This window comes from Actinomadura geliboluensis (assembly GCF_043197915.1).
Taxonomy (GTDB): domain Bacteria; phylum Actinomycetota; class Actinomycetes; order Streptosporangiales; family Streptosporangiaceae; genus Spirillospora; species Spirillospora geliboluensis.
The window spans coordinates 891,226-912,621 of the sequence record NZ_JBICUA010000001.1 but is presented as its reverse complement, the minus strand read 5'-3'; the positions used below and the strand labels follow the sequence as shown (position 1 = coordinate 912,621).

The window sequence follows — 21,396 nt, the reverse complement described above, 5'->3', positions numbered from 1 at the left end:
TTACATGGGCGTTGAGCTGCTGGACCTGTCCGTGCCGATCACCACGGGCATGCCGGTCTACCCGGGCGACCCCGAGATGGAGGCGGTGCCGGCGCTGACCGCGGCCCGCGACGGGGTGAACGTCCTGCGCCTGCACATGGGCTCGCAGACGGGCACGCACGTGGACGCCCCGTTCCACGTCGACGACGCGCTGCCCCGCCTGGACGAGCTGCCGCTGACCCGCTTCACCGGCCCGGCCGTGGTCATGGACGTCCGCGGCCTGCCGCCCCGCGTGCCCATCCCGCCGGACGCGCTCCCGCCCGGCCTCGAACCCGACGATGTCCTGGTCATCGCGACCGGCTGGTCGGAGCACTGGGGCACCGGCGGCTACCTCGCCCATCCGTACCCGGCGCCCGAGACGGCCGAGGCGATCGTCGCCGCGGGCGTCCGCACGGTCGCCGTCGACGCGCTCAGCGTGGACCGCACCCCGCCGCCCGGGTCCGAGGAGTTCTCGCTGGCGGCGCACCGCGTCCTGTGCGGCGCGGGCGCCGTGATCGCCGAGAACCTCACCGGGCTGGACCGGCTCGTCGCGGCCCAGGACGCGGGCTGCGCGATCGAGGTCTCGCTGTTCCCCATCGCGCTGGCCGGCGCCGACGGCGCGCCCGTCCGCGCCGTCGCCCGCGTGGACGACCGGGCCGTCCTCGTCTGACCCCGCCTCTGTAGGGTGCCGGGGAACCGGGAGAAGGAGGGCCCGCATGCGGCTCGGGGTCACGATGTTCGCCACCGACCGGACGATGGCGCCGCACGAGCTGGCGCGGGCGGCCGAGGAGCGCGGCTTCGCCTCCCTCTACGTCCCCGAGCACACCCACATCCCGGTGGCCCGCGAGACGCCCCCGCCGACCGGGGACGACACCCTCGCCGAGGAGTACGCGCGGACCCTCGACCCGCTGGTGGCGCTCGCCGCGGCGGCCGTGACGACCGAGCGGATCACGCTCGGGACCGGCATCCTGCTGCCCGCGCAGCGCGACCCGATCGTCACCGCGAAGGCCGTCGCGACGCTCGACCGGCTCGCGGGCGGACGGGTCGCGCTCGGCGTCGGGTACGGCTGGAACGCCGAGGAGGGCGCCGGCCACGGGGTGCCGTGGAAGCGGCGGCGGGCCGTGGCGCGCGAGCACGTCCTCGCGATGCGGGCCCTGTGGACGGACGAGGAGGCGTCCTTCAAGGGCGAGTTCGTGAGCTTCGAGGCGTCCTGGTCGTGGCCCAAGCCGGCCGGCAGGGTGCCGGTGCTGCTCGGCGGCGCGCCGGGCCCGACGCTGTTCGCGCACATCGCCGAGTACGGGGACGGGTGGCTGCCGATCGGCGGGGCGGGCATCCGCGAGGCGCTGCCCGGCCTGCGGCGCGCCTGCGCGGACGCCGGACGCGCCATGGTCCCCGTGATCCCGTTCGGGACGCTGCCGACCCCGGAGAAGCTCGGCTACTACGGCTCGCTCGGGATCGAGGAGGTCGTGCTGCGCGTCCCCGCCGGCGACCGCGAGGCCGTCCTGCCGGTGCTGGACGGGTACGCCCGCGCCTACCTGTGAGCTAGCGGATCATGCGGTAGCAGAAGAAGGTCGGGAAGCGGTAGTACTGCCCCTTCCCCGCCTTCACCGCGCCGAGGATGATGAACGTCCATCCGGCGATCAGCAGCTCCAGGTACGGGAAGAGCAGCAGGGCGAGGAAGGCCGGCGCCTCCATGACGATCGCCGGCGGCACGCACACCGCCAGCACCGCCAGGAGATGGATCAGCATGGTGAGCTGCATGTTCATCGACTGCGCCGCGTGGAACCTGGTGAACGGCGAGGTGTCCTTCTTCACCAGGTAGATGATCAGCGCGGGCAGGAACCCGATGATCGCGTTCCCGATGTAGGCGAAGATCGCCCAGGTCGTCTCCTCGGACGGGCCCTGCATCGGCACGCCGTAGGGGGAGCCAGGCGGGCCGTAGCCCCACCGCGGGTCGTAGCCGCCCGGCGGCTGCCCGTACGGCTGCCCGTACGGCGGCGGCTGGCCGGGGGGTGGCTGACCGGGCGGCGGCTGCTCGGGAGGTGGCGGCGGGGGCTGGTCCGTCACGTACTGTCCTCGCGCTCTGCGGTGCCTCGATGGGAGATACTGCAGGAATCTATCTCAATCGGGCTCGCCGACGCGGGTCTCTGCGGGGCGGGAGGCCGCTGGACGGTCGCCGGCCCGGTCTCGCGGTCCTGAGCGGGCGCGGCCGCCGCACCGCTGAGCGGGACCCGCGTCCGCGGCGGTCGGCGCGCTATTTTAGAATTTCGTTCGGCTATGGGGCGGCGGCACGGGGGACCGCCCCGCGAGGAGGCTGAATGAGCGGGATCCCGATGGAGCGGCCGGTACTGGCGGAGGACGAGGCGGCGGCCCTGAGCGGCCTCGCCGCCCGCGTCCGCGCGCTGGCCGAGGCCACCGTCCTGACGAGCGTCGGCGCCGCGGAGGCCGCGGCCGTCGCCGCCGAGGTCGAGGCCCTGACCGCGCGGCTGGCCGCCGCGCGCCGGGACGCGCCGCCGTTCGTCCCGTCCGGCGAGCGCCGGATGGACCGGCAGATCGGCAACCCGGTCACCGGCGCCCTGAACCCGCTCGCGCCGCCGGTCGAGCTGACCGTGAGCTCGGACGGCATCGTCCGCGGGGAGTTCACCCTGAGCACCGTCTACGAGGGGCCGCCGTCCTACGTGCACGGCGGCGTGTCCGCGATGGTGCTCGACCAGGTCCTCGGCATGGCGGCGGCCGCGTCCGGCACGCCCGGCATGACCGCGACCCTGGAGACCCGCTACCGGCGGCCGACGCCGCTCGGCGTCCCGCTCTCGGTGGAGGCGAAGGCGAGCCGGGTGGAGGGGCGCAAGGTCTACGCGTCCGGGACGATCTGCGGCCCGGACGGCCGGGTCACGGTGGAGGCCACCGCGATGTTCATCATGCCGCAGCGGTTCGTCCCGCACTCCTGACCCGGCCCGCCCGGGCCGCCCGGGCGGCGCGGGCCGCCCGGGCGGCGGGGGTCACGCCTTCGCGGTCGCCGGTGCGGCGTGGTCGGCGGCGGGCGCGGGCAGCAGGCTCAGCGCCGTCAGCGTCAGCGCGGACGCCACGATCATGCTGATCGAGATCGCCTGCCAGCCGTAGTCGTGCAGCAGCCAGGTCGCCAGCAGCGGCGCCGGACCGCCCGCGAACACCGACGCGAGCTGGTACCCCATGCCCGCGCCGCCGTACCGCAGCCGGGTCGGGAACACCGAGGCGATCAGCGACGCCTGCGGCCCGTACTGCACGGCGTGCGGGATCTGCGCCACCACCACCGCGACGACGATCAGCGCCGCGATCCCGGTGTTCAGCAGCAGGAAGTACGGGAACGCGAACACCGCGACGAGCAGCGACCCCGCCGCGTACACCCGGCGCGGGCCGATCCGGTCGCCGAGGTGCCCGGCCGCCGGGATCGTGAACAGCTCCAGCACCGCCGCGGCCGTCACCGCGCTGAGCGCGAGGCCCTCCGCCATCTCCAGGTGGTCGTCCACGTAGGTGAGGGCGAACGAGGTGAACAGGTAGAACGGCATCTGCTCGGAGCAGCGCAGCAGCGCGCTGAGGACGATCTCCCGCGGGTGCCGCTTCACGACCTCGGCCACCGGGACGCGGGAGACCTCGTTCCGCGCGACGACCTCGGCGAACAGCGGCGTCTCCATCACCCGGACCCGCACCCACAGCCCGATCGCGACGAGCACCAGGCTGAACAGGAACGGGATGCGCCACGCCCAGTCCTTGAAGGCGTCCTCCGCCGACAGCGCGATCGCCGTCATCATGCCGGTGCCGAGGATGAGCCCGATCGGGACGCCGAGCTGCGGCAGGCTCGCCATCAGCCCGCGCCGCTTACGGTCTCCCCACTCCATGGACAGCAGCACCGAGCCGCTCCACTCGCCGCCGACCGCGATGCCCTGCAGGATGCGCAGCACGACGAGCAGCACGGGCGCCGCCCAGCCGATCGTCTCCGTGCCGGGCAGGACGCCGATCAGCGCGCTCGACACCCCCATCAGCACCAGCGTGACGATCAGCGTCGCCTTGCGGCCGAGCCGGTCGCCCCAGTGCCCGAAGATCGCCGCGCCGATCGGGCGGGCCGCGAACCCGACCGCGTAGGTCGCGAACGCCGACAGCGTCCCCGCGTAGTCGCTCGACTCGGGGAAGAACACGTCCTTGAAGACGATCGCCGCGGCCGTGTTGTAGAGGAAGAAGTCGTACCACTCGATAGACGTGCCGATGACGCTCGCGGCGGCGGCCTTGCGCACCTGCGCGCGCCGCTCGCCGGCGTCCGCCGCGCGGGCGCGGCCGGCCTCTCCGGGATCCAGGACCATGGGAGCTCTGACCTTTCCGACCGCCCCCGCCGGCCCCAGGAGTTGTGATCTGCTGTTTCCCGCCGGGGTCGCCGCCGAAACGGTAGAAATCGCCGAAGCGTCGCGGTCAGTCGTCCACCGGGACGGCGAGCGCGACCGCCCCGCGCAGGTCGAGCCAGACGGTGCCGGGGCCGCGCACCAGGCGCAGCACGACGTGGCCGCATCCCGGGCAGCGGGCCACGAACCCGGGCGCGCGTGCATAGACGCGCAGCGCGCCGACCGGCCCGGTGCGCCCGCAGTTGGCGCAGCGGCTCTCGGCGGCGGTCAGGTCGACCGCGAAGACCTCCGACAGCGCGCCCGCGAGGGCGTTGCCGTCGGTGAAGGCGTCGTCCTGGTCGTCGAGGGCGGTCATGTCATCCTCCGCTGGGTCGTCCGCCCGCCAGGCCGTCCGCCGGCGGGTCATCCGCCGGTGGGGCCGAAGCGTTCGGTCCGGACTCTTTCGGGGGCGTGGCCGAGCATGACCAGGTACGTGGCGGCCTTCTCGACGAAGCCGGTCGGGCCGCACACGTAGCAGGACGGCTCGAAGTCGGCGGGCCATCCGTACTGGACGAGGTCTTCCGGGGTTATCCGGCCGGGCTTGCGCGGCTGGCCGTCCGGTGACGTGCGCGTGTAGAGGAGCGTCACGTCCAGGCCGGGGTCGGTGTGCGCCAGCTCGCGCGCGTAGAGCCGGTCGTCGGGGCCGCGCACCGAGTACAGCAGCCGGAACGGGACGCGGCTCCCGGCGGCCCGCCGCGTCCGGACCATGGACATCAGCGGGACGAGGCCCGACCCGCCCGCCACCAGCAGCACCGGCTCGGTCTGCTCGGTCCGCCACACGAACCAGCCGCCGACGGGCCCGCGGAACTCCGCGAGGTCGCCCGGCGCCATCTCCTCGGCGAGGTACGGCGACACCTCGCCGTCCGCGACCTGCTGCACGGTCAGCTCGACCCGCCCGCCGCCGGACGCGGACGCGATCGAGTAGCTGCGCTGCGCGCTGTAGCCGTCCTCGGCGGTGAGCCGGACGTCGACGTGCTGGCCCGCCAGATGGCCCGGCCACCCGGCGACGTCGAACACCAGCGTCGCGGCCGTCGCCGACTCGGCGCGCCGCTCCACCAGCTCGGCGGTGTGCCAGCGCAGCCGCCCGCCTAGTCGCCCTGGTACCGCTGCTCCCGCCATGGGTCTCCGTAGTCGTGGTAGCCGGCGCTTTCCCAGAACCCCGGCTCGTCCTCTAGACCGAGCTGGATTCCGCGCACCCACTTCGCCGACTTCCAGAAGTACAGGTGCGGGACGAGGAGGCGGGCCGGGCCGCCGTGCTCCGGAGGCAGTTCTCCGCCGTCATAGCCGTAGGCGATCCATGCCTTGCCGTCGAGCAGATCCTCCAGCGGCAGATTCGTCGTGTAGCCGCCGTAGGAGTGGACGAGAGTGAAATCGGCGGCGCTCTCCACGTCCTCGAAAAGGACGTCCAAAGAAACGCCTCGCCATTCCGTGTCGAATTTTGACCATTTGGTGACGCAGTGCAGGTCGACGGTGGGCGTCTCCGCGGGCAGCGCCATCAGGTCGTCCCAGCTCCACCGGTGGTCGGTGCCGCTCTCCGTACTGATGGTGAACTCCCACTCGTCCAGCGGGACCTGCGGGGTCGGACCCGCCGACAGCACCGGGAAATCGGACGTCTCGTACTGGCCGGGCGGGAGCTCGTGGTCCCCGGAGGGACGCCGTCCGCGGAAACCTCGCGAAATGATGGGCATGGCGTCGTCCTTCCCCGGCTCGGCTCAATATTCGTACACCTTCACCATCGGTTCGTGCTCGTACCAGGACGCGATGACCGACGAAGTGTGCTCGTCGTCCAGGAAGTCGACGCGGAGCCAGCCCTCGGCCTGCGTCACGCGCGTCTCGTAGCCGGGGTTCGGCGTCGCCGAGACGAGCCGCACCCGGTCCTTCTCGATCGACATCGCGGCGCGCCCGCCCCGGGTCGCGTAGCTGCGCACGTTGTCGGGCGTCTTCGGCGGGGTCTTGGAGGGCTTGCCGGGCGGCGGCGGTTTCGCGGACTTCGTCGGCGTGGGCGCCCGGTCCGCGCCGTCCGGCGGCTTCGGCCGCGCGGTCGGCGATCCGATCGCCGGCGGCCCCGGCGGCGCCGCCGGGCTGGAGTGGATCACCGGCCCGGCGATCGGCGGCGGCGCCGAGCGCTCCGACACCGCGCCGCGCACGACGTCGCGCACCCCGAGCCACGATAAGGCGACCGCGAGCGCGGTCACCCCGGCCCACGGGGCAACATACGACATCGCGCGACGCATGGGCACATGGTGGCATACGGTTCCGCCATGGCGAGTGTTTTGGTGGTCGAGGATGACGCGAATGTCCGGACCGCCCTAATTCGGGAACTGAGCGTGCGGTCGCATGTCGTGCGCAGCGTCGGCACCGCGATGGACGCGCTGCGCGAGGTCACGCAGTCGCCGCCCGACGTCGTCGTCCTCGACCTCGGGCTCCCCGACCTCGACGGCGCGGAGGTGCTGAAGATGCTGCGCGGCATCTCCGACGTCCCGGTCATCATCGCGACCGCCCGCGACGACGAACCGGAGATCGTCCGGTTACTCAACGCGGGCGCCGACGACTACCTGATCAAACCGTTCTCCATCGAGCACCTCAGCGCCCGCCTCGCCGCCGTGCTGCGCCGGTCGGCGCGCTCCGGGCCGGCCGCGGAGCTGAGCGTCGGCGGCCTGCACATCGACCTCGACCGGCGCGAGGCGATGCTGGACGGCCAGCAGCTCGAACTCACCCGCCGCGAATTCGACCTCCTCGCCTACCTCGCGGCCCGCCCCGGCCGGGTCGTCGCCCGGCGCGAACTGCTCGCCGAGGTGTGGCGGCAGGCGTACGGCGACGACCAGACCATCGACGTCCACCTGTCCTGGCTGCGCCGCAAGCTCGGCGAGACCGCCGCCGCGCCCCGCTACCTGCACACGGTCCGCGGCGTCGGCGTGCGGCTGGCCGAGCCCGACCCGCGGTCATGAGGAAGACGCTCGTCCTGGTGTCCCTGGCGGTCACCTCCATGGTCGCGCTGGCGTTCCTGATCCCGCTCGCGCTGACCGTCCGGGAGATCGCCCGGGACCGCGCCCTCACCACCGCCGAGCGCCAGGCGAGCGCGCTCGGGCCCGTCCTCGTCGTCACCGAGGACCCCGCCGCCCTCGAACGCGCCGTCGCCAGCACCCAGGCCGGCGCCGCCGGGCGGATGACCGTGCACCTGCCGGACGGCGGGCTCGTCCCGCGCGACGCCCACGGCGACTTCAGCGCCCGTCCCGAGCAGCTCACCGAGGCCGGGCGCCGCGGCCGCTCCTACACCGCCCGCGTCAACGGCGGGTACGCCCTGCTCCAGCCGGTGTCGCTGGACGCCGGCCGCACCGCCGTCGTCGAGGTGTTCCTCCCCGACGACGACCTGTCGCGCGGTGTCTGGAAGGCGTGGCTCGTCATGACGACGGTCGCCTGCGCGCTCGTCGCCGGGTCCGTCGCCGTCGCCGACCGGCTCGGCAACCGCATGATCCGCTCCACCCGGCGGCTCGCCGAGGCCGCGGGCGCGTTCGGCGACGGCGAGCTGTCGGTCCGCATCGAACCGGACGGGCCGCCCGAACTCGTCGAGGCGGGCCTGGCGTTCAACGCGATGGCCGACCACGTCGTCCAGCTGCTGTCCGCCGAACGCGAGATGGCCGCCGACCTGTCGCACCGCCTGCGCACCCCGCTCGCCGCGCTCCGCCTCAACGCCGAGGCCCTCGGGGACGGCCCCGTCGCCGAGCAGACCCGCGAGGCCGTCGACCGCATCGAGCGCGAGGTCGACCAGATCATCCGGACCGTCCGGCGGCCCACCGGGCGCGGCAGCTGCGACGCGTCCAAGGTGCTGCGCGACCGCGTCGCGTTCTGGTCCGTCCTCGCCGAGGACGAGGGCCGCTCCTGCGAGCTGATCGGCGCCGAGGGCCCCGCGCCGCTGCCGATCCCCGGCACCGAGCTCGCCGCCGCCGTCGACGCCCTGCTCGGCAACATCTTCCGGCACACCGCCGAGGGCACCGGCTTCGTCGTCACCCTCCACCAGGGGCAGGGCGTCACCGGCATCCTCGTCGCCGACGGCGGCCCCGGCATCGCCGACCCGGACGCCGCGCTGAAGCGCGGCAGCAGCGGCGGCGGCTCCACCGGCCTCGGCCTCGACATCGCCCGCCGCGCCGCCGAGTCCACCGGCGGCTACCTGCGCATCCACCGCAGCGTCCTCGGCGGCGCCCAGGTGCAGATGTGGTTCCGGACCCGCTGGCTCCCGCCCGCCCGCCGCTCCCGCCGCCTCGTCGGCCGCCGCCGCCACTCCCGCACCTAACGCGGCCTTAAATCCGCCTTAACCACGCGGCTCCCGCCGCCGGGCGGCCCTAACGTGACCGGCATGAAGCCCCCGCGCTCCCCGTACGCGCCGCGCCGCTCCCAGTACGCCGCCGCCGCCGCGATCGCCGTCGTGGGCCTGCTCATCGCCGCCGCCATCGCCGTCGCAGGCGTCCTCGCCGGCGGCAACATCCCGACGGCGCCCAGCTCGTACTAGCGGCCCCTAGTCCCGCGCGTGGTCACCGGTCGCACCGTCGATCAGCTCCCGGACGACGTCCATGTGCCCGGCATGCCGCGCGGTCTCCTCGACCATGTGGATGAGCACCCACCGCAGCGTCACCGTCGCCCCGTGCCAGGCCGTCCCGCGCGCCTCGAGGTCCAGCTCCTCGATGACCTCGTCCGCCGCCGCCCTCGCCCGCCCGTAGAACGCGACGATCCCGTCCGTCGTCTCACCGGGCTTGACCCGCAGATCGGTGTCCGGATCGTCGTCGTCGAACGGCAGCGGCTCGGTCTCTCGCCCGAACGTCTCGCAGAACCACGAGTACTCGACGGCCGCCAGATGCTTCGTCAACCCGAGCAGACTCGTCCCGGACGGCGTCATGGCCCGCCGCGCCTGCTCCTCGTCCAACCCCTGAAGCTTCCACAGCACCACATCACGATGCCGATCGAGAGCCGACTTCAGGCTCTCCTTCTCCCCGCCGGTGTACGGCACCTGTTCCATCCGGCAACGCTACAACTGCGCGACATGCGAGCGGGCCGCCGTCCCGTAGGGCGGCGGCCCCGCCCGGTCAGCAGTCCGAGTACCGGACGTACCACTTGCCGTTGCCGTTGCCGTTGCCGAGCTTGTAGTCGGCGATCCAGCGCTGCGGGCTCATCCGGACCCACAGGTACCCGTCCCGGCGCTGGATGGTGTCCCAGTCCGTCCGGACGTGGGTCCCGTGCGCCAGGGCACCGACCTTCACGTACCCGAGGCCCGGCCCGGTACGGACGTTCAGCCCGTCCGACGGCAGGACCGTCCCGTGGCACCAGTGGACGCGCTCCTCGTCCCGGGAGAGGAGCCGGTCCATCGCCTTGGCGGCGCCCTCCGGCCCCACGATGATCGCCCCGGGCCCGTGCCCCTCCTCTTCCTGCTGCTGCCCCGGCTGCGGCGGCGGCTCCGCCTGGGCGGCCGTCGCGACGCTCAGCGTCCCCGCGGCGAGCATGCCCGCCACCAGCCCCGCACCGACTTTCGTCCCTACGCGCATCTAACCCCTCCATGTTCGTCCGACATGCAGTCAGAACATAACCCAGAGTGACATATGAGAGACGCAACGTAACGAAGACTCTTCTTTTCCTACGCCCGCCACCCCTCCCGCACCCCCCCGAATAAGCGCGGTGCAGCGGGTTCCCAAGTGAGGTACGGGGGCGGATCCTGCGGCGCCACAGGCAGAGGAGCGTGCTGAGTCTGTTGGGAGTCTGGGAAAGTCAACACGGGAGTCACACGCCGACACCGACTTTGCGGTGTTGCTCGCGAAGATGCCGTTCAGTGCTCGGCACCGTCGCGGATCTCGGACTTGAGCTGGTGGCGGTAGACGGTCTCGATGATCTACGTGCCGGAGTGCCCGACGAGGATGATGATCTCCTCTTTGGGCAGGTCGCGAGCACTCAACATGAAGGCGAACGCGTGCCGCAGATTGGGCGGGCACCTTCACATGGCCGAGGTCCGTTGCCTTGAGCACCTTGGTGAAGCAGTACCGGTGTCGTGTTGCGCGGCGTATGGTCGCCCGTCCTCGTGGCAGAACACGAGGCCGTGTTCCCGGTAGGCTCCGCCGGCCTTGAGGCTCCGCCGCTTGTTGCGTCCTGGGGCTGCGCAACGCGTCCACGGCCATGTCGGCGATGCCGAATACGCGACGGCTGAGCGTCGTCATGGTCTCGCCCTAGGTCAGCATGGAGGACACTCCCTCGCCTACAGGTGGCGGTCGAACCCGCAGGCCCTTCGCGGTGGGGTCGACGGAGAACCTGTGCCCCCCAGGTGAGCGCCCAGCATGGCCAATCACAAGCCGGACGGACTCAAGTCGGAGATGCCATCGTTACTGGCGTCGGCCTCGCTGGGCGGTTGAAGGACCATGGGCGCCGTCTCGTATGAGGTCACGTTCGGAGGACTTGACGGGCCGGAGACCACGAGTACGGCACCCAGGCCAGTCCAAGAGCCCCGCGAGATGCGCGGGACCTCTTCACCGGCCCAGGGCGTCCTTGTAGGCGCCAGCTGTGCGGCCTAATCTGGCCGAAACCGCCGCAACAGCCAACGAACCCGCTGGTTGACCCAGTACCATAACTTTTGGTGCGCAAGGACAGGGGTGGCATAGTGGGTCGAAAGATTGCTCTCGTTGCTGGAGTGAGCTCATACGGGGGCCGTTGGCCTGCACTCAGAGACTGCGTCAACGATGCTGAGGAAGTCGCTGAAGTTCTCACCTTTGCCGAGTATGATTTCAAAGTTGATTTATTTCTTGATGAGCAGGTCACTAAGGCAGCGATATTGAGGTGGTTGCTAGAGGCGAAGAACTCTGGCGCCGAGAAGATTCTTTTCTATTTTGCCGGACATGGTGTCATCAACGATATAGGCGCGTTCCTGGTGACTCATGACAATCAAGACTTCGATGAGGGGGTAAATCTCGCCACTCTAATGAGTGTTGCCGAGTCGCCAGAAGAATCCTCGACGCAAGTAATCATTATCCTAGACTGTTGCCACTCTGGCACGGCTGCTAGCGGAACAAATGGGCCTCTTTCTACGCGCCAAATCTCCAACTCTGACGTTCAAGCAGTCGTTCGCCAGTCCGATCCATCAGCTGTAGTAATTGCGGCATGCGCGCCGGAGCAAAAGGCTCTGGAGAGTTCCAATTTAGGGCACGGCATCTTCACCTACTACCTGCTGCATGCGCTACTGGGCTATGCGGCCGATCATGTCGGAGATGTCACAGTACACAGTCTCTATGAAGTAGTTTCGCGAGAAATGGCGTCAGTAGACGGCCTTCGGCAAGAGCCTGTTTTTGGCGGCCGAGTAAGAGGTCGAGTGATAATGGGAACTGGATTTACCCCAGTGCTCTCACCTCCTAGACCCGAACAAGAATATGCGCTCATTGAACGCGAGGCCCGAGACCATCTCAATCAATATAATAAGCTTCGGTCGGCGGATGTTAACTGGCGGACGGAAGGTTACTCCGCGGCTTGCCGGAGACTGGAGGCAATCAGCGACTGGTTTGCGCGCAAAGAGCAAATTCAAGGCCTCTCCCAACGAGAGGAGTTTAGAAGTTGCAAGGCTACGCTACTTCGTTTCCAGAGCGAACTGGGCGTTGTAGAGCCGGGGACCAAGACACGTTGGGGCCTCCTGGATAAGCAGATAGGCGCCGGCGGTTTTGGTAAAGTGTGGCGACTGAAGTGTGATGATGACAGGAAGCTCGCATATAAGCTATTTCACGCGAGTGAACTGTCTGACAGGGAGAAGGTCAGGCGTTTCAAGAACGGTTACGACGCTATGCGGATGCTTAATCACCCCCGCATAGTAAATGTTCATGACTACAGTGATTGCCCGCCAGGATTCGTCATGGATTATATTGATGGCGATAATCTGAGAGATCTCGCTATCGGCCGATTCATGGAGCCCAGTGAAATTGTTGTTCTGCTCCTTAAATGCACAGAGGCGATACAGCACGCCCATTTGCATAATGTAATCCATAGGGATATAAAGCCGGAAAATATCGTTTGCGAGTACGGGCCGGACGGTATCTATTGGCCTTATCTAACGGACTTCGATCTCGCCTGGTTTAGTACCCAGACGCAGAAAGCCACAAAGACCGCTATGGGTGTTGTGTATTATGCCGCACCCGAGCAATATGTTGCTTTTAATCCCAAGGCAGCGAGAAGTAGAACCCCAGCCTTGGATGTTTATTCATTCGGACAATTGATGTATTTCAGCTTTGTCAATGACGATCCGGAGCCGATCAATATTAACAACAATGTTGATCGTCTCAATCAAACCTTGGCCCAATCGTGTCCTGTGGGGGCGGCGAAGGCGACGATTGATCTCTATCGAGACTGCGTACAATTCTCGCCAGAAGATAGAATCCAGGACTTCGCGGTTATCATCGAGAGGCTTGGCCGGATAAATCAAGATCTCAGCCATACTGATCAGGATGGCAGCATTGGCACTCAGCGTTACCTGGAGGAAGTTTTCTATCAGATGATGGGGTACCCTCCACAGGGCGAGATCACGTCTTTTGCCAACGCAGCAGGTAGTTGGGAAATAGCCCCACAATGGAGAGAGGGGGCGCATTCGCGCAAGTCGGCTACGAGTAATTATCTGTACATGCATTTTAAGCCGACTCAACGAGTCTCCCTTGAGAATACTTCCAACGAAAAGATGCGGGGCATCCTTAATCGTTGGATTGACAATGCCATCGCTCCCTATCGAACTACGTACGGCGCGCTGCGTCACCCTGGTCAGCGGGGCGAGTTTGAGTTCTTCTTGGAATGGCACCCCAAGGCTATGACACGTAGTGATGCCCTTAAACTCTGTGAAGCATTGCGCAATGTAATGAGCAGCCTCGCATCAGGTTCAATCGGAGGTTGAAATTGCCTACCGAGAGTTAGAGTATGACGGGATTCTGAGTAGAAGTGCCATATATATCATCGATTTGAGTGATTACAAGAATGTCTGATGAACCTACTGCCTCCGATGTGACATATCGGCGACCTCTCGCGGATGTCACTCCCGCAGATTTTGAGAAATTCGTCTGTCGAGAGTTTATGGCAGCCGAATCGCTGGTGGACAATATCGAAGTCAGGTTGCACGAAGTCATAGAAGCAGCCGACGGCACTTATGACTTTGACGCCACGATCAGGTATGAACTCATGGGCATGTCTTTCCTGGTACTGGTGGAGGCCAAAAAGCATAAGAACCCAATAAAGCGCGAGTTGGTGCAAGTTCTGAACCAGAAGAAACAAAGTGTGGGTGCCCATAAGGCCGTTATGTTTGCAACGGCTCCATATCAGGTCGGTGCTATCAACTTCGCGAAGACTCATGGCATAGCGCTCGCCACAGTATCTGACAAATCTACTGCATTTGAAGTCAGAGGAGATGGTGACGTTTTGATTGACGGTAAAACTGGTTCGCTTGCCATCGCGACAATCAACGGCGGGGCTTCAGTGGACGTATCTCAGTTGCTGATAGGACTTAGCGCTTAGCTTTGATGTGTGCATCCGTGAATCGCCACCACTATTAGACTGCGGTGGTGGTAAGTGCGGTCGTGATTTCGAACGCAAGCAGGTGGTGGCTGGTTTGTAGCCTCAGGCAGCTCCATGAGGACTTTCTTCGATGTGGGCGGTTAGGTGGTAGGCGAGCGTGAGGGCTGTGATCGCTCGATGCGCTCCCGAGGGATTTGCCAAGTGACGACTTGCCAGGTGGCCGGGAGCGAGCGGCCGTGGGCTATGAATTGCCGTTTGCTGCGGCGGTCATCTTGGCCTCGGTGATTTCTACGGCACGGGGTGGCCTCCTCCCTTCTGAGGGGGAGGAGTCTGGGGATAGAACCGGGAGCCAACGCCCTTCGGTGGGGGCAACGGGCCAACTGTGCCGGACTGGGTCTTGGGTTCCATCCCTTGTTCTTGCAGGTGAGCGACTCGGGATGCGACTGACCTGGACTGCCTCTCGACAAGATCCCGAATAAGGGGGCGCAGGGGACGCGTGCTGACCGAAGCCGGCATTGCGGCCCGGTTGAGAGTGGACCCCAAGATCGTCCACCGATGAGCCGCTGGACGCGTGCCGTACCCGCGCCACCGGACGAGAATCGTGTCCCTCGTCGGACGGGACGAGGCGGAGCTGTGGCCGCAGCTCGCCATGGCGGACGTTCGGACGGCGTCACCGACGATCGGCGTCCTAGCGACCTACCCGCACCGGTGGGCCGTCCCTTGTCCTGTATGGCAAAGGCTCTTTCAAAGTGCGCGGTACGAGATCGGCATTCTGGCCTACGCCGGACTCTTCGCCGGGGACATGGGCATCATGCGCGCGCTCGCCGAGAGGGCATGTGACGGCGTCTCCGTGCGCATCCTGCTCGGTGACCCGGACGGGACATGCATTGCTAGAGCGCGGCAGTGACGAGGGCGTAGGCGAGTCCATGGCCGCAATGATCCGCAACGCCCTCGTACGCTACCGGGCTCTGCGGGACGTGGACGGCGCTGAGATCCGGCTCCATGACACCGTGCTCTACAACTCCATCTACCGCGCCGATGACAATCTTCTGATCAACCCCCACGCCTACGGGATCGCAGCGTCCCATGCCCCCGTCCTGCAACTCCGCAGATCCGGAGACGGCGATATGTCCAGCACCTACCTGGAGAGCTTCGAGCGCATATGGTCAACCGCCGCCGCATTTTCCTGAACGTGCGTACAGCAGGTTTATGCTAGCCCATTTCGGCGGAAGAGGTTGTCAATGTGGCCAGGGGATATCTTTGAATTCACGGTCGACCGAATCGTCTAGACCTCTGTTTAGCAAATCAACATCGAGTAGATTTTCGGTTTGGTAGGTTTGGATGAGTGCTGCACACTCGGCCAGGGTTCTCTGTGTCGTGCTGCCAGTGTCAAGGTTCATCCACTGTCGACCAACCTTGATTTCCATCCTGTGGGCTATAAACAATGCCACTTCCGTGCCCCGCTCCAACTCGAAGCGTAGCGCACTGTTTATTCGGACATTTGTTTTCTGGTCCGGACTTGGATTGCGATACTTATTCATGCGAGCTTGAATATTGCCTGATTGGCCAATGTAGAGCCACCAGCGAGAAGGTTGCTCGGAGGTGCCCGTGGCATGGACTGGCCGCCTCCCAACGATGCGATATACGCCACCCCTGTTGTAAATTGAACGCATCGACGGGAAAGTGATGTTGTCGTCAATGTCTAGCGTTATATCACCTATAAATTGCCAGGAAAGTTTCACGCTTACGTTTACTGTCCCATCGAGGTTCATCGGGGGGCCTTGTCCTGTCGTAGGGTGTTGTCGCCTACCGCGGGTCAAGTCTATAGCGCTTGGCAGGGTGCTTCTCGTTTGATTGGGCCTGTATAAGGTTGTCGGTGCGTCCCCCGCACTGGCCACTGCCTGAGTGAGTGCGGGTCATGGAACTCCTGTTTAAGTAACGGGAGGCGGATAGCCCCAGTCATGGGCGTGACTGGGGCTATCGCGGCTCAGGTTGGGGTCGAGTGCTCCGAAGCGGTAATGATCTGTTTGACCTTGCGCCGGTCGATGCCATGTTTCTCGGCTAGGTAGCGCTGGGAGAGCGGGCGGCCAGGGCCCCGCAAGCTTGCTCTGTACTCGTTCAGCACTGCCTGTTCCGGTGTCTGCTCCACTTTGGTGCGCGGCTGTACCAGTTTGGTGCGTCCCTCGTTCGGGACGAGGTCTGAGCTGGCTGCGGCGCGTGTGAGGGTCATCAGGAGTTCGAAGGAGCCTACGAGGGCGAGTGCCGGCCATGCGCTGACTATCGCGCCGACGGGGCCGTGAGAGGCGCCGTGCGCCACGTTGGCGCCTACCGTCGCCACGATGCCTACGGCGAGACTCCACTTCGCCAGTGGTGGTGCGGGTTGCTTCCGGCGGCTTGCATCCAGGATCACCATGGACGCTGCCCAGATGAGGCCGTCCACGGTGAACGGGACGAGGCGCGCCGTGGGGCCAGCCTCGCCGTGGGAGTGGACGAGTTCGTAGGCGTGGCGGTACGAGATGACGGCTGCCACGGCGGCCACCGCCACCACGGCGAGCGCAGTAGTGATCCAGATGAGGCGGTCAGTCACGTGCCAGCTCCCTACGCCACTCCATGCTGCACGGGTCGTCCTCGCCGTGGGTGATGACGCGTTCGGCTAGAGACAGGGCCGTGATTGCGGAGTTGCGGTCGAGTAGGCGCGGCCATGTGGTGACGTGCCAGACGTCCCCTACGCGCTTTCCGGTGGCGATGACCTCGCCGTTTACCGTCGCGGTCATCGTTGCTTCGGTGATTTCGAGGGCCATGGGGTGGCCTCCTCCCTGCGGAGAGGGAGGGAGCTAGGGGAGCCAATCTCGGGAGCCAACACAGGTCGGGTCAAGCCGACAGCGCTCGACTGTACTGGACTGTTCCCCTGAGCTCCTTCCGCCGTTTTTGCAGGTGAGCGGCTCTCTGTACGACTTTCCCGGACGGCTTCGGACGGGCTCTAAATAAGAGTGGGTGAGCCCTTCCCTAAGTGAGGCTTAAGGGCGTTCTGTTGCGGGGGTGGGGGGCCTAGCGTTGCGGGTGTCAGAACTAAGAGACGGCGGAGGTGCACAGGCGGAGAGCGAAGCGAGCGTCGGCTGAGGTTCCGACTGAGGTTCCTGATTGAGACAGGTTTCTGGCCCGCACGGCCCCGTAACCCCGCTCTGGGGCCGTGCGGGCCAGAAGCCGTTTCAGCGGGGGAGGGCGCCCAGGAGGAGGAGGCGGAACGCGTCGGCGGTGCCGGAGGGGTCGCCGGTGGCGAGGCGGCGGATGGCGAGGCCGTAGAGCATGGCGACGATCGCGGGGGCGTGGCGTTCTGCGTCCGGGATGCCGAGGGCCGTGAGGACGGCGGTGGCCAGGTCGTCGTAGGCGGCGACGGAGCGCTTCGAGGTCTCGCGGAGGCCCGGGTCGCGGGCGGCGTGCAGGTGGAGTTCGAGGTTCGCGATCTGCTCGGGGCCGTCGGTGAAGTCGAGGATCGCCTTCTCGACCTGGTCGGGGGCCTGGGCCGGGGCCACGCCGGAGTCGGCGAGGGCCGTGGCGTAGGCCGTGATGCGGGCTATCTCCTGCTCCACGAAGGTGTGCAGGGCCTCGCGGAGGAGGTCCTCCTGGCTCGGGAAGTGGTAGGTCAGGGAGCCGAGGGAGACGCCGGCCGCGCGGGCCACGGCACGGTTGGTCACGGCGCCGATCCCTCGCTCGCCGATGAGGCGGAGGGTGGCCTGGAGGATCTCGTCGCGGGCGCTCATCGGTGCACAGTCTTCCCTACGTCGTGCGCGTTCAGTATCGTTCGTTCGAACGAACGATACCGGGAGGTCGCGTGTTGGGGTTGGCGGGGCAGGCGGCGGCGCTGGCGCGGGGGGACGTCTCCTCCAGCGAACTGGTCGAGGAGAGCCTGGAGTGCATCGGGCGCAAGGAGTCGCTCGGGGCGTTCCGGGTGGTGCGGGCGGAGGCCGCGGCGCAGGAGGCGCTGGCGGCCGACAAGCGGCTCGCGGAGGGCGAGCGGCTGCCGCTGCTCGGGGTGCCCGTGGCCATCAAGGACGACACCGACCTGGCGGGGGAGACCACGCCGTTCGCGGTCGCCGGGGACCACCGGCCGGCGGTGCGGGACGCGGAGGTGGTGCGGCGGCTGCGGGCGGCCGGGGCCGTCATCGTCGGGAAGACGACGACGTGCGAGCTCGGGCTGTGGCCGTTCAGCGAGTCGCCCGAGTACGGGTGCGCGCGGAATCCGTGGAATCCCGACTACACGCCGGGCGGGTCGTCGGGGGGTTCGGCGGCGGCCGTGGCGGCGGGGATGGTCGCGGCGGCGGTCGGCTCCGACGGGGCCGGGTCGATCCGGATCCCGGCGGCGTGGACGGGGCTCGTCGGCATCAAGCCGCAGCGGGGGAGGGTTTCGGGGTATCCGCAGACCGATCCGTTCAACGGGATCACCGTTTGGGGGCCGCTGGCGCGGAGCGTCGAGGACGCCGCTCTGATGCTTGATGTGCTGAGCGGAAGCCACCCGGACGATGTCTATCAGGTCGATCCGCCCACGACGCCTTTCGTGGAGGCCGCTCGGCGAGAGCCGGGGCGGCTCAGGATCGCCATTTCCTTCCGGACGGCGTTCGGCGTCAGCGGGAAGCTCGATCCGGAGATTCGGGCGGCGGTCGAGCGGCTGGCCCGGAGGCTGACCGATCTCGGGCACAAGGTGTTCCCGGCCGATCCCGACTACGGGCTGGTCGGGCTCGGGCTCATTCCGCGCGGGACGGCCGGCGTCGCCGACTGGCTGGACTCGCTGCCGAATCCGCGGCCCGAACCCCGGACGGAGGTCGAGGCGCGCATCGGACGCGTCGTCGGGAAGCGGCTGCTGCCGCTGGCGAAGAAGATGGACCCCCATCTGCGGCGGAAGGTCGGGCGCATCTTCCAGATCGCCGATGTCGTGCTGACGCCCACTACCGCGCAGCCGCCGCTGCGGGTGGGTGCGTTCGACGGGGCCGGCTACCAGAAGACGCAGTCGGGGGTCGCCGCGGCCTGCCCTTACGCGTGGACGTGGAATGTGCTCGGGTGGCCGGGAGTGAACGTCCCGGCCGGGTTGACCAAGCGCGGTCTGCCGATCGGGGCGCAGCTGCTCGGGCACGACTCCGACGAGGCGACGCTCATCTCGCTGGCCGCGCAGCTGGAGGCCGTCGAGGGGTGGACCGAGCGGCGTCCGTAGGGGAGGTGGGCCGCCTCCGGGCGGCCCGTCTCTCAGTAGCCCGCGCCCGTCAGCATGCCGCCGTCGACCAGGACCTCGCTGCCGGTGCAGTAGGACGAGTCGTCCGACGCCAGGTAGACGACCAGGCCCGAGACCTCCTTGGACTTGGCCATGCGGCCGAGGGGGAGGGAGTTCAGGAACGCGTCGGCGCTGTCGGCCTTGGCCGCGATGATGTCGTCCTGCATGAACAGCGGGGTGACGACGCCGCCGGGGTGGATGGAGTTCACCCGGATGCCGTACTCGCCGAGCTCGCGCGCGGCGGACTTGGTGAGGCCGCGGACGCCGAACTTGCTGGCGCTGTAGGCGGCGAGGCCGGACGCGCCGATGAACCCCTCGGTGGACGACACGTTGACGATCGAGCCGCCACCGGCCTCGCGCATCGGCGCGGTCACCGACTTCACGCCGAGCCACTGGCCGACGAGGTTCACGTCGAGGATCTGCCGGAACTCGTCGAGGCCCATGTCCTCGATGGTCTTGTGCCGGATGATCCCGGCGTTGTTGACCAGGACGTTCAGCGCGCCGAACGCGGACGTCGCGGTCTCGACGGCGGTCTGCCAGTCGTCCGGCGACGTGACGTCCATCCGGACGAAGCGAGCGGCGTCGCCGAGGTCGGCGGCGAGCTTGGCGCCCTCCTCCTCCAGGACGTCGCCGAACACGACCTTGGCCCCCTCGTCCAGGAACCGGCGGACGTGCGACTTGCCCATCCCGCGCGCACCACCGGTGATCAGCGCCACCTTGCCGTCCAGCTGACCCATCAACGCTCCTCGTCGCCCGTAAGCCTGCGGCTAACCTAGCGAACGCTTGGTCAACGGAACAAGGCGGCCCCGGGCGTCAGGCGCGCAGCCCGGTGAAGAGCAGGGTCAGCATCCGGTCGGCGTACGCGGCCGGGTCGGGGGTGCGCTCGGACGCCACCCCGATCGCGTTGGTGAGCCGGAGCAGGTCGCGCGGGTCGAGCTCGGCGCGGACCGCCCCCGCCCGCTGCGCCCGCGCCAGCAGCCGGCCGAGCGCGTCGCAGATCGCCGCCGCGGCGGCGCCGAGGCCGGTGTCGGCCCACTCCGCCGACATCGCCTCGATGATCACGGTCGAGGTGCCGCGCGGGGTCGCCGCGCCCGCGAGGTAGGTGCGCAGCCAGCGGCCGAGGGCGGCCTCCGCGCCGGCCGGGTCGGGGTCGGAGAGCAGTTCGTCGGCGTGCGCGAGGAGCCCGTCGATCCGCTCCCGCAGCACGGCGTGCAGCAGCGCGTCGCGTGTCGGGAAGTGCCGGTACAGCGTCCCGGACCCGACCCCGGCGCGCTTGGCGATGTCGTCGAGGGAGGCGCCCGTGCCGTGCTCCATGAACGCGGTCCGGGCGGTCGTGATGAGCCGTTCGTAGTTGCGGCGGGCGTCGGCCCGCATCGGGCGGGTGTCCATGGGCACCGTCCAGCGATCTGGCGGATGACCTGCGGTGGTCACCGCCTTGCGTTGGGGACGAGCCTGCCACCTTCCAGGGCGGACGCGCTACCCGTCGCCGTGCCGGGCCAGCGCGTCCCGGGACAGCCGGTCGGCCCGGCGGGTGGTCTCCGGCAGCCGGTACTCGGGGGTGAGGGCCAGGACGCGGCGGCACGCCGTGTCGAGGTCGACGCGGTGCCCGACGGACACGAACACCGGTTTCACGCCGTCCCGCGTGCGCAGCACCCGCCCCACGACCTCGCCGCCGTCCACCAGCGGGCTCGCGTCGCCGCGCCGCGCGCCCGGCTGCTCGTAGGAGCCGACGAAGGCGGTCTTGCCGACCCCGATGGACGGCAGCCCGGTCAGCACGCCGAGGTGGCACGCGAGCCCGAACCGGCGGGGGTGCGCGATCCCGAACCCGTCGCAGACCAGCAGGTCGGGCATGGTCGTGAGGCCGCGCAGCGCCTCCAGCAGGGTCGGCAGCTCGCGGAACGCGAACAGGCCCGGGACGTAGGGGAATGCGGCGGTGCCGACGGCCACCGACTCCTCCAGCACCTCCAGGGTGGCGGCGTCCAGGACGACCGCGGCGGCGGCGAGCCGCGTCCCGGTGCCGCCGCCGTCGCCGGCGTAGGAGACGTCCAGCCCCGCGACCGTGCGCGGCGCGGCCGGGCCGGGGACGTCCAGTTCCAGCAGCGGGCGCAGCCGGTCCTGGATCGCCTCGGCCTCCGCGGCCGTGGCCGGCCAGTCGTGCAGTTCCCGTACCACCATGCCCCGGACGCTACCGCCCGC

General features: G+C 68.2%; 25 protein-coding genes. 10 read left to right on the top strand and 15 right to left on the bottom strand.

Annotated features, from left to right (window positions below):
* Positions 1-4 precede the first annotated feature (4 nt).
* Both ACGFI1_RS04325 and ACGFI1_RS04320 read left to right on the top strand, forming a co-directional pair.
* Complete coding sequence (locus ACGFI1_RS04325; RefSeq protein ID WP_392782782.1) at positions 5-688, top strand: cyclase family protein; 684 nt, start codon at positions 5-7, stop codon at positions 686-688.
* Between the two features lie 46 nt (positions 689-734).
* Positions 735-1,559 (top strand): TIGR03619 family F420-dependent LLM class oxidoreductase, encoded by an 825-nt coding sequence (locus tag ACGFI1_RS04320; RefSeq protein ID WP_392782779.1) that lies wholly within the window; start codon positions 735-737, stop codon positions 1,557-1,559.
* A 1-nt stretch (position 1,560) separates the two neighbouring features.
* Here the strand turns inward: ACGFI1_RS04320 and ACGFI1_RS04315 are convergent, their stop codons facing one another.
* Positions 1,561-2,085, bottom strand: a complete 525-nt coding sequence (locus ACGFI1_RS04315) for a DUF4870 domain-containing protein (RefSeq protein ID WP_387067701.1) — start codon at positions 2,083-2,085, stop codon at positions 1,561-1,563.
* 251 nt (positions 2,086-2,336) lie between these two features.
* Between ACGFI1_RS04315 and ACGFI1_RS04310 the strand changes: the two genes are divergently transcribed.
* Positions 2,337-2,966 carry a PaaI family thioesterase gene (locus tag ACGFI1_RS04310; RefSeq protein ID WP_392737304.1) on the top strand — a complete coding sequence of 210 codons (630 nt, stop codon included), beginning with the start codon at positions 2,337-2,339 and terminating at the stop codon, positions 2,964-2,966.
* 51 nt (positions 2,967-3,017) lie between these two features.
* On the opposite strand, the gene ACGFI1_RS04305 is transcribed toward ACGFI1_RS04310, so the two are convergent.
* The 5 genes from ACGFI1_RS04305 to ACGFI1_RS04285 form a co-directional block, all read right to left on the bottom strand.
* On the bottom strand, positions 3,018-4,352 hold the full coding sequence (locus ACGFI1_RS04305) for an MFS transporter (RefSeq protein ID WP_392782775.1): 1,335 nt from the start codon (positions 4,350-4,352) through the stop codon (positions 3,018-3,020).
* 106 nt (positions 4,353-4,458) lie between these two features.
* Positions 4,459-4,743, bottom strand: coding sequence for a DUF6510 family protein (locus ACGFI1_RS04300; protein ID WP_138641000.1), 285 nt, complete (start codon positions 4,741-4,743; stop codon positions 4,459-4,461).
* 47 nt (positions 4,744-4,790) lie between these two features.
* A complete protein-coding gene (locus ACGFI1_RS04295) occupies positions 4,791-5,546 on the bottom strand; it encodes a ferredoxin reductase (RefSeq protein ID WP_386867219.1) in 756 nt (251 codons plus the stop codon).
* Positions 5,516-6,115 (bottom strand): sulfite oxidase-like oxidoreductase, encoded by a 600-nt coding sequence (locus ACGFI1_RS04290; protein WP_386867217.1) that lies wholly within the window; start codon positions 6,113-6,115, stop codon positions 5,516-5,518. The genes ACGFI1_RS04295 and ACGFI1_RS04290 overlap by 31 nt, the downstream gene beginning before the upstream one ends.
* A 24-nt stretch (positions 6,116-6,139) precedes the next feature.
* The gene (locus ACGFI1_RS04285; RefSeq protein WP_392782771.1) at positions 6,140-6,661 is read right to left on the bottom strand and encodes a hypothetical protein; all 522 of its coding nucleotides are present in this window, start codon (positions 6,659-6,661) and stop codon (positions 6,140-6,142) included.
* Positions 6,662-6,688: 27 nt separating this feature from the next.
* Here ACGFI1_RS04285 and ACGFI1_RS04280 point away from each other — a divergent pair, with 27 nt between their 5' ends.
* The 3 genes from ACGFI1_RS04280 (at position 6,689) to ACGFI1_RS04270 (ending at position 8,934) form a co-directional block, all read left to right on the top strand.
* The gene (locus ACGFI1_RS04280) at positions 6,689-7,375 is read left to right on the top strand and encodes a response regulator transcription factor (RefSeq protein WP_171069396.1); all 687 of its coding nucleotides are present in this window, start codon (positions 6,689-6,691) and stop codon (positions 7,373-7,375) included.
* Positions 7,372-8,718, top strand: a complete 1,347-nt coding sequence (locus tag ACGFI1_RS04275) for a sensor histidine kinase (RefSeq protein WP_301175978.1) — start codon at positions 7,372-7,374, stop codon at positions 8,716-8,718. The genes ACGFI1_RS04280 and ACGFI1_RS04275 overlap by 4 nt, the downstream gene beginning before the upstream one ends.
* A 63-nt stretch (positions 8,719-8,781) precedes the next feature.
* Positions 8,782-8,934, top strand: coding sequence for a hypothetical protein (locus ACGFI1_RS04270; protein ID WP_392782767.1), 153 nt, complete (start codon positions 8,782-8,784; stop codon positions 8,932-8,934).
* 6 nt (positions 8,935-8,940) lie between these two features.
* Here the strand turns inward: ACGFI1_RS04270 and ACGFI1_RS04265 are convergent, their stop codons facing one another.
* On the bottom strand, positions 8,941-9,438 hold the full coding sequence (locus ACGFI1_RS04265; protein ID WP_392782764.1) for a DinB family protein: 498 nt from the start codon (positions 9,436-9,438) through the stop codon (positions 8,941-8,943).
* Between the two features lie 67 nt (positions 9,439-9,505).
* Positions 9,506-9,961 carry a hypothetical protein gene (locus ACGFI1_RS04260; RefSeq protein ID WP_392782761.1) on the bottom strand — a complete coding sequence of 152 codons (456 nt, stop codon included), beginning with the start codon at positions 9,959-9,961 and terminating at the stop codon, positions 9,506-9,508.
* 1,076 nt (positions 9,962-11,037) lie between these two features.
* On the opposite strand from ACGFI1_RS04260, the gene ACGFI1_RS04255 reads away from it, so the two are divergent.
* The 3 genes from ACGFI1_RS04255 (at position 11,038) to ACGFI1_RS04245 (ending at position 15,127) form a co-directional block, all read left to right on the top strand.
* On the top strand, positions 11,038-13,323 hold the full coding sequence (locus ACGFI1_RS04255) for a protein kinase domain-containing protein (protein ID WP_392782758.1): 2,286 nt from the start codon (positions 11,038-11,040) through the stop codon (positions 13,321-13,323).
* 68 nt (positions 13,324-13,391) lie between these two features.
* Positions 13,392-13,937 carry a restriction endonuclease gene (locus ACGFI1_RS04250; protein WP_392782755.1) on the top strand — a complete coding sequence of 182 codons (546 nt, stop codon included), beginning with the start codon at positions 13,392-13,394 and terminating at the stop codon, positions 13,935-13,937.
* Between the two features lie 926 nt (positions 13,938-14,863).
* A complete protein-coding gene (locus tag ACGFI1_RS04245) occupies positions 14,864-15,127 on the top strand; it encodes a hypothetical protein (protein WP_392782752.1) in 264 nt (87 codons plus the stop codon).
* A gap of 48 nt (positions 15,128-15,175) precedes the next feature.
* Here the strand turns inward: ACGFI1_RS04245 and ACGFI1_RS04240 are convergent, their stop codons facing one another.
* The 4 genes from ACGFI1_RS04240 to ACGFI1_RS04225 form a co-directional block, all read right to left on the bottom strand.
* On the bottom strand, positions 15,176-15,709 hold the full coding sequence (locus ACGFI1_RS04240; protein ID WP_392782747.1) for a hypothetical protein: 534 nt from the start codon (positions 15,707-15,709) through the stop codon (positions 15,176-15,178).
* Positions 15,710-15,924: 215 nt separating this feature from the next.
* The gene (locus ACGFI1_RS04235) at positions 15,925-16,524 is read right to left on the bottom strand and encodes a DUF2637 domain-containing protein (protein ID WP_392782744.1); all 600 of its coding nucleotides are present in this window, start codon (positions 16,522-16,524) and stop codon (positions 15,925-15,927) included.
* On the bottom strand, positions 16,517-16,738 hold the full coding sequence (locus ACGFI1_RS04230) for a hypothetical protein (RefSeq protein WP_392782742.1): 222 nt from the start codon (positions 16,736-16,738) through the stop codon (positions 16,517-16,519). The genes ACGFI1_RS04235 and ACGFI1_RS04230 overlap by 8 nt, the downstream gene beginning before the upstream one ends.
* Positions 16,739-17,146: 408 nt before the next feature.
* Complete coding sequence (locus ACGFI1_RS04225; protein WP_386867178.1) at positions 17,147-17,698, bottom strand: TetR/AcrR family transcriptional regulator; 552 nt, start codon at positions 17,696-17,698, stop codon at positions 17,147-17,149.
* 71 nt (positions 17,699-17,769) lie between these two features.
* Here ACGFI1_RS04225 and ACGFI1_RS04220 point away from each other — a divergent pair, with 71 nt between their 5' ends.
* Complete coding sequence (locus tag ACGFI1_RS04220; protein WP_392782738.1) at positions 17,770-19,143, top strand: amidase; 1,374 nt, start codon at positions 17,770-17,772, stop codon at positions 19,141-19,143.
* A 32-nt stretch (positions 19,144-19,175) separates the two neighbouring features.
* Here ACGFI1_RS04220 and ACGFI1_RS04215 read toward each other — a convergent pair whose 3' ends face one another.
* The 3 genes from ACGFI1_RS04215 to nfi form a co-directional block, all read right to left on the bottom strand.
* Entirely contained in the window at positions 19,176-19,937 is a 762-nt protein-coding gene (locus ACGFI1_RS04215; protein ID WP_138638277.1) for a glucose 1-dehydrogenase, read from the bottom strand.
* Positions 19,938-20,013: 76 nt separating this feature from the next.
* Positions 20,014-20,589, bottom strand: coding sequence for a TetR/AcrR family transcriptional regulator (locus ACGFI1_RS04210; protein ID WP_386867172.1), 576 nt, complete (start codon positions 20,587-20,589; stop codon positions 20,014-20,016).
* A gap of 87 nt (positions 20,590-20,676) precedes the next feature.
* Positions 20,677-21,375, bottom strand: coding sequence for a deoxyribonuclease V (gene nfi / locus ACGFI1_RS04205; protein WP_392782735.1), 699 nt, complete (start codon positions 21,373-21,375; stop codon positions 20,677-20,679).
* Positions 21,376-21,396 lie beyond the last annotated feature (21 nt).

Bases quoted from the DNA above. Each gene is read 5' to 3' on its own strand.
- ACGFI1_RS04265 (WP_392782764.1), bottom strand. From the start codon at position 9,438: ATGGAACAGGTGCCGTACACCGGCGGGGAGAAGGAGAGCCTGAAGTCG.
- ACGFI1_RS04305 (WP_392782775.1), bottom strand. From the start codon at position 4,352: ATGGTCCTGGATCCCGGAGAGGCCGGCCGCGCCCGCGCGGCGGACGCC.
- ACGFI1_RS04285 (WP_392782771.1), bottom strand. From the start codon at position 6,661: ATGCGTCGCGCGATGTCGTATGTTGCCCCGTGGGCCGGGGTGACCGCG.
- ACGFI1_RS04245 (WP_392782752.1), top strand. From the start codon at position 14,864: ATGGCCGCAATGATCCGCAACGCCCTCGTACGCTACCGGGCTCTGCGG.
- ACGFI1_RS04325 (WP_392782782.1), top strand. From the start codon at position 5: ATGGGCGTTGAGCTGCTGGACCTGTCCGTGCCGATCACCACGGGCATG.
- ACGFI1_RS04270 (WP_392782767.1), top strand. From the start codon at position 8,782: ATGAAGCCCCCGCGCTCCCCGTACGCGCCGCGCCGCTCCCAGTACGCC.
- ACGFI1_RS04320 (WP_392782779.1), top strand. From the start codon at position 735: ATGCGGCTCGGGGTCACGATGTTCGCCACCGACCGGACGATGGCGCCG.
- ACGFI1_RS04290 (WP_386867217.1), bottom strand. From the start codon at position 6,115: ATGCCCATCATTTCGCGAGGTTTCCGCGGACGGCGTCCCTCCGGGGAC.
- ACGFI1_RS04280 (WP_171069396.1), top strand. From the start codon at position 6,689: ATGGCGAGTGTTTTGGTGGTCGAGGATGACGCGAATGTCCGGACCGCC.
- ACGFI1_RS04260 (WP_392782761.1), bottom strand. From the start codon at position 9,961: ATGCGCGTAGGGACGAAAGTCGGTGCGGGGCTGGTGGCGGGCATGCTC.
- ACGFI1_RS04310 (WP_392737304.1), top strand. From the start codon at position 2,337: ATGAGCGGGATCCCGATGGAGCGGCCGGTACTGGCGGAGGACGAGGCG.
- ACGFI1_RS04210 (WP_386867172.1), bottom strand. From the start codon at position 20,589: ATGGACACCCGCCCGATGCGGGCCGACGCCCGCCGCAACTACGAACGG.
- ACGFI1_RS04275 (WP_301175978.1), top strand. From the start codon at position 7,372: ATGAGGAAGACGCTCGTCCTGGTGTCCCTGGCGGTCACCTCCATGGTC.
- ACGFI1_RS04300 (WP_138641000.1), bottom strand. From the start codon at position 4,743: ATGACCGCCCTCGACGACCAGGACGACGCCTTCACCGACGGCAACGCC.
- ACGFI1_RS04230 (WP_392782742.1), bottom strand. From the start codon at position 16,738: ATGGCCCTCGAAATCACCGAAGCAACGATGACCGCGACGGTAAACGGC.
- ACGFI1_RS04225 (WP_386867178.1), bottom strand. From the start codon at position 17,698: ATGAGCGCCCGCGACGAGATCCTCCAGGCCACCCTCCGCCTCATCGGC.
- nfi (WP_392782735.1), bottom strand. From the start codon at position 21,375: ATGGTGGTACGGGAACTGCACGACTGGCCGGCCACGGCCGCGGAGGCC.
- ACGFI1_RS04240 (WP_392782747.1), bottom strand. From the start codon at position 15,709: ATGAACCTCGATGGGACAGTAAACGTAAGCGTGAAACTTTCCTGGCAA.
- ACGFI1_RS04295 (WP_386867219.1), bottom strand. From the start codon at position 5,546: ATGGCGGGAGCAGCGGTACCAGGGCGACTAGGCGGGCGGCTGCGCTGG.
- ACGFI1_RS04215 (WP_138638277.1), bottom strand. From the start codon at position 19,937: ATGGGTCAGCTGGACGGCAAGGTGGCGCTGATCACCGGTGGTGCGCGC.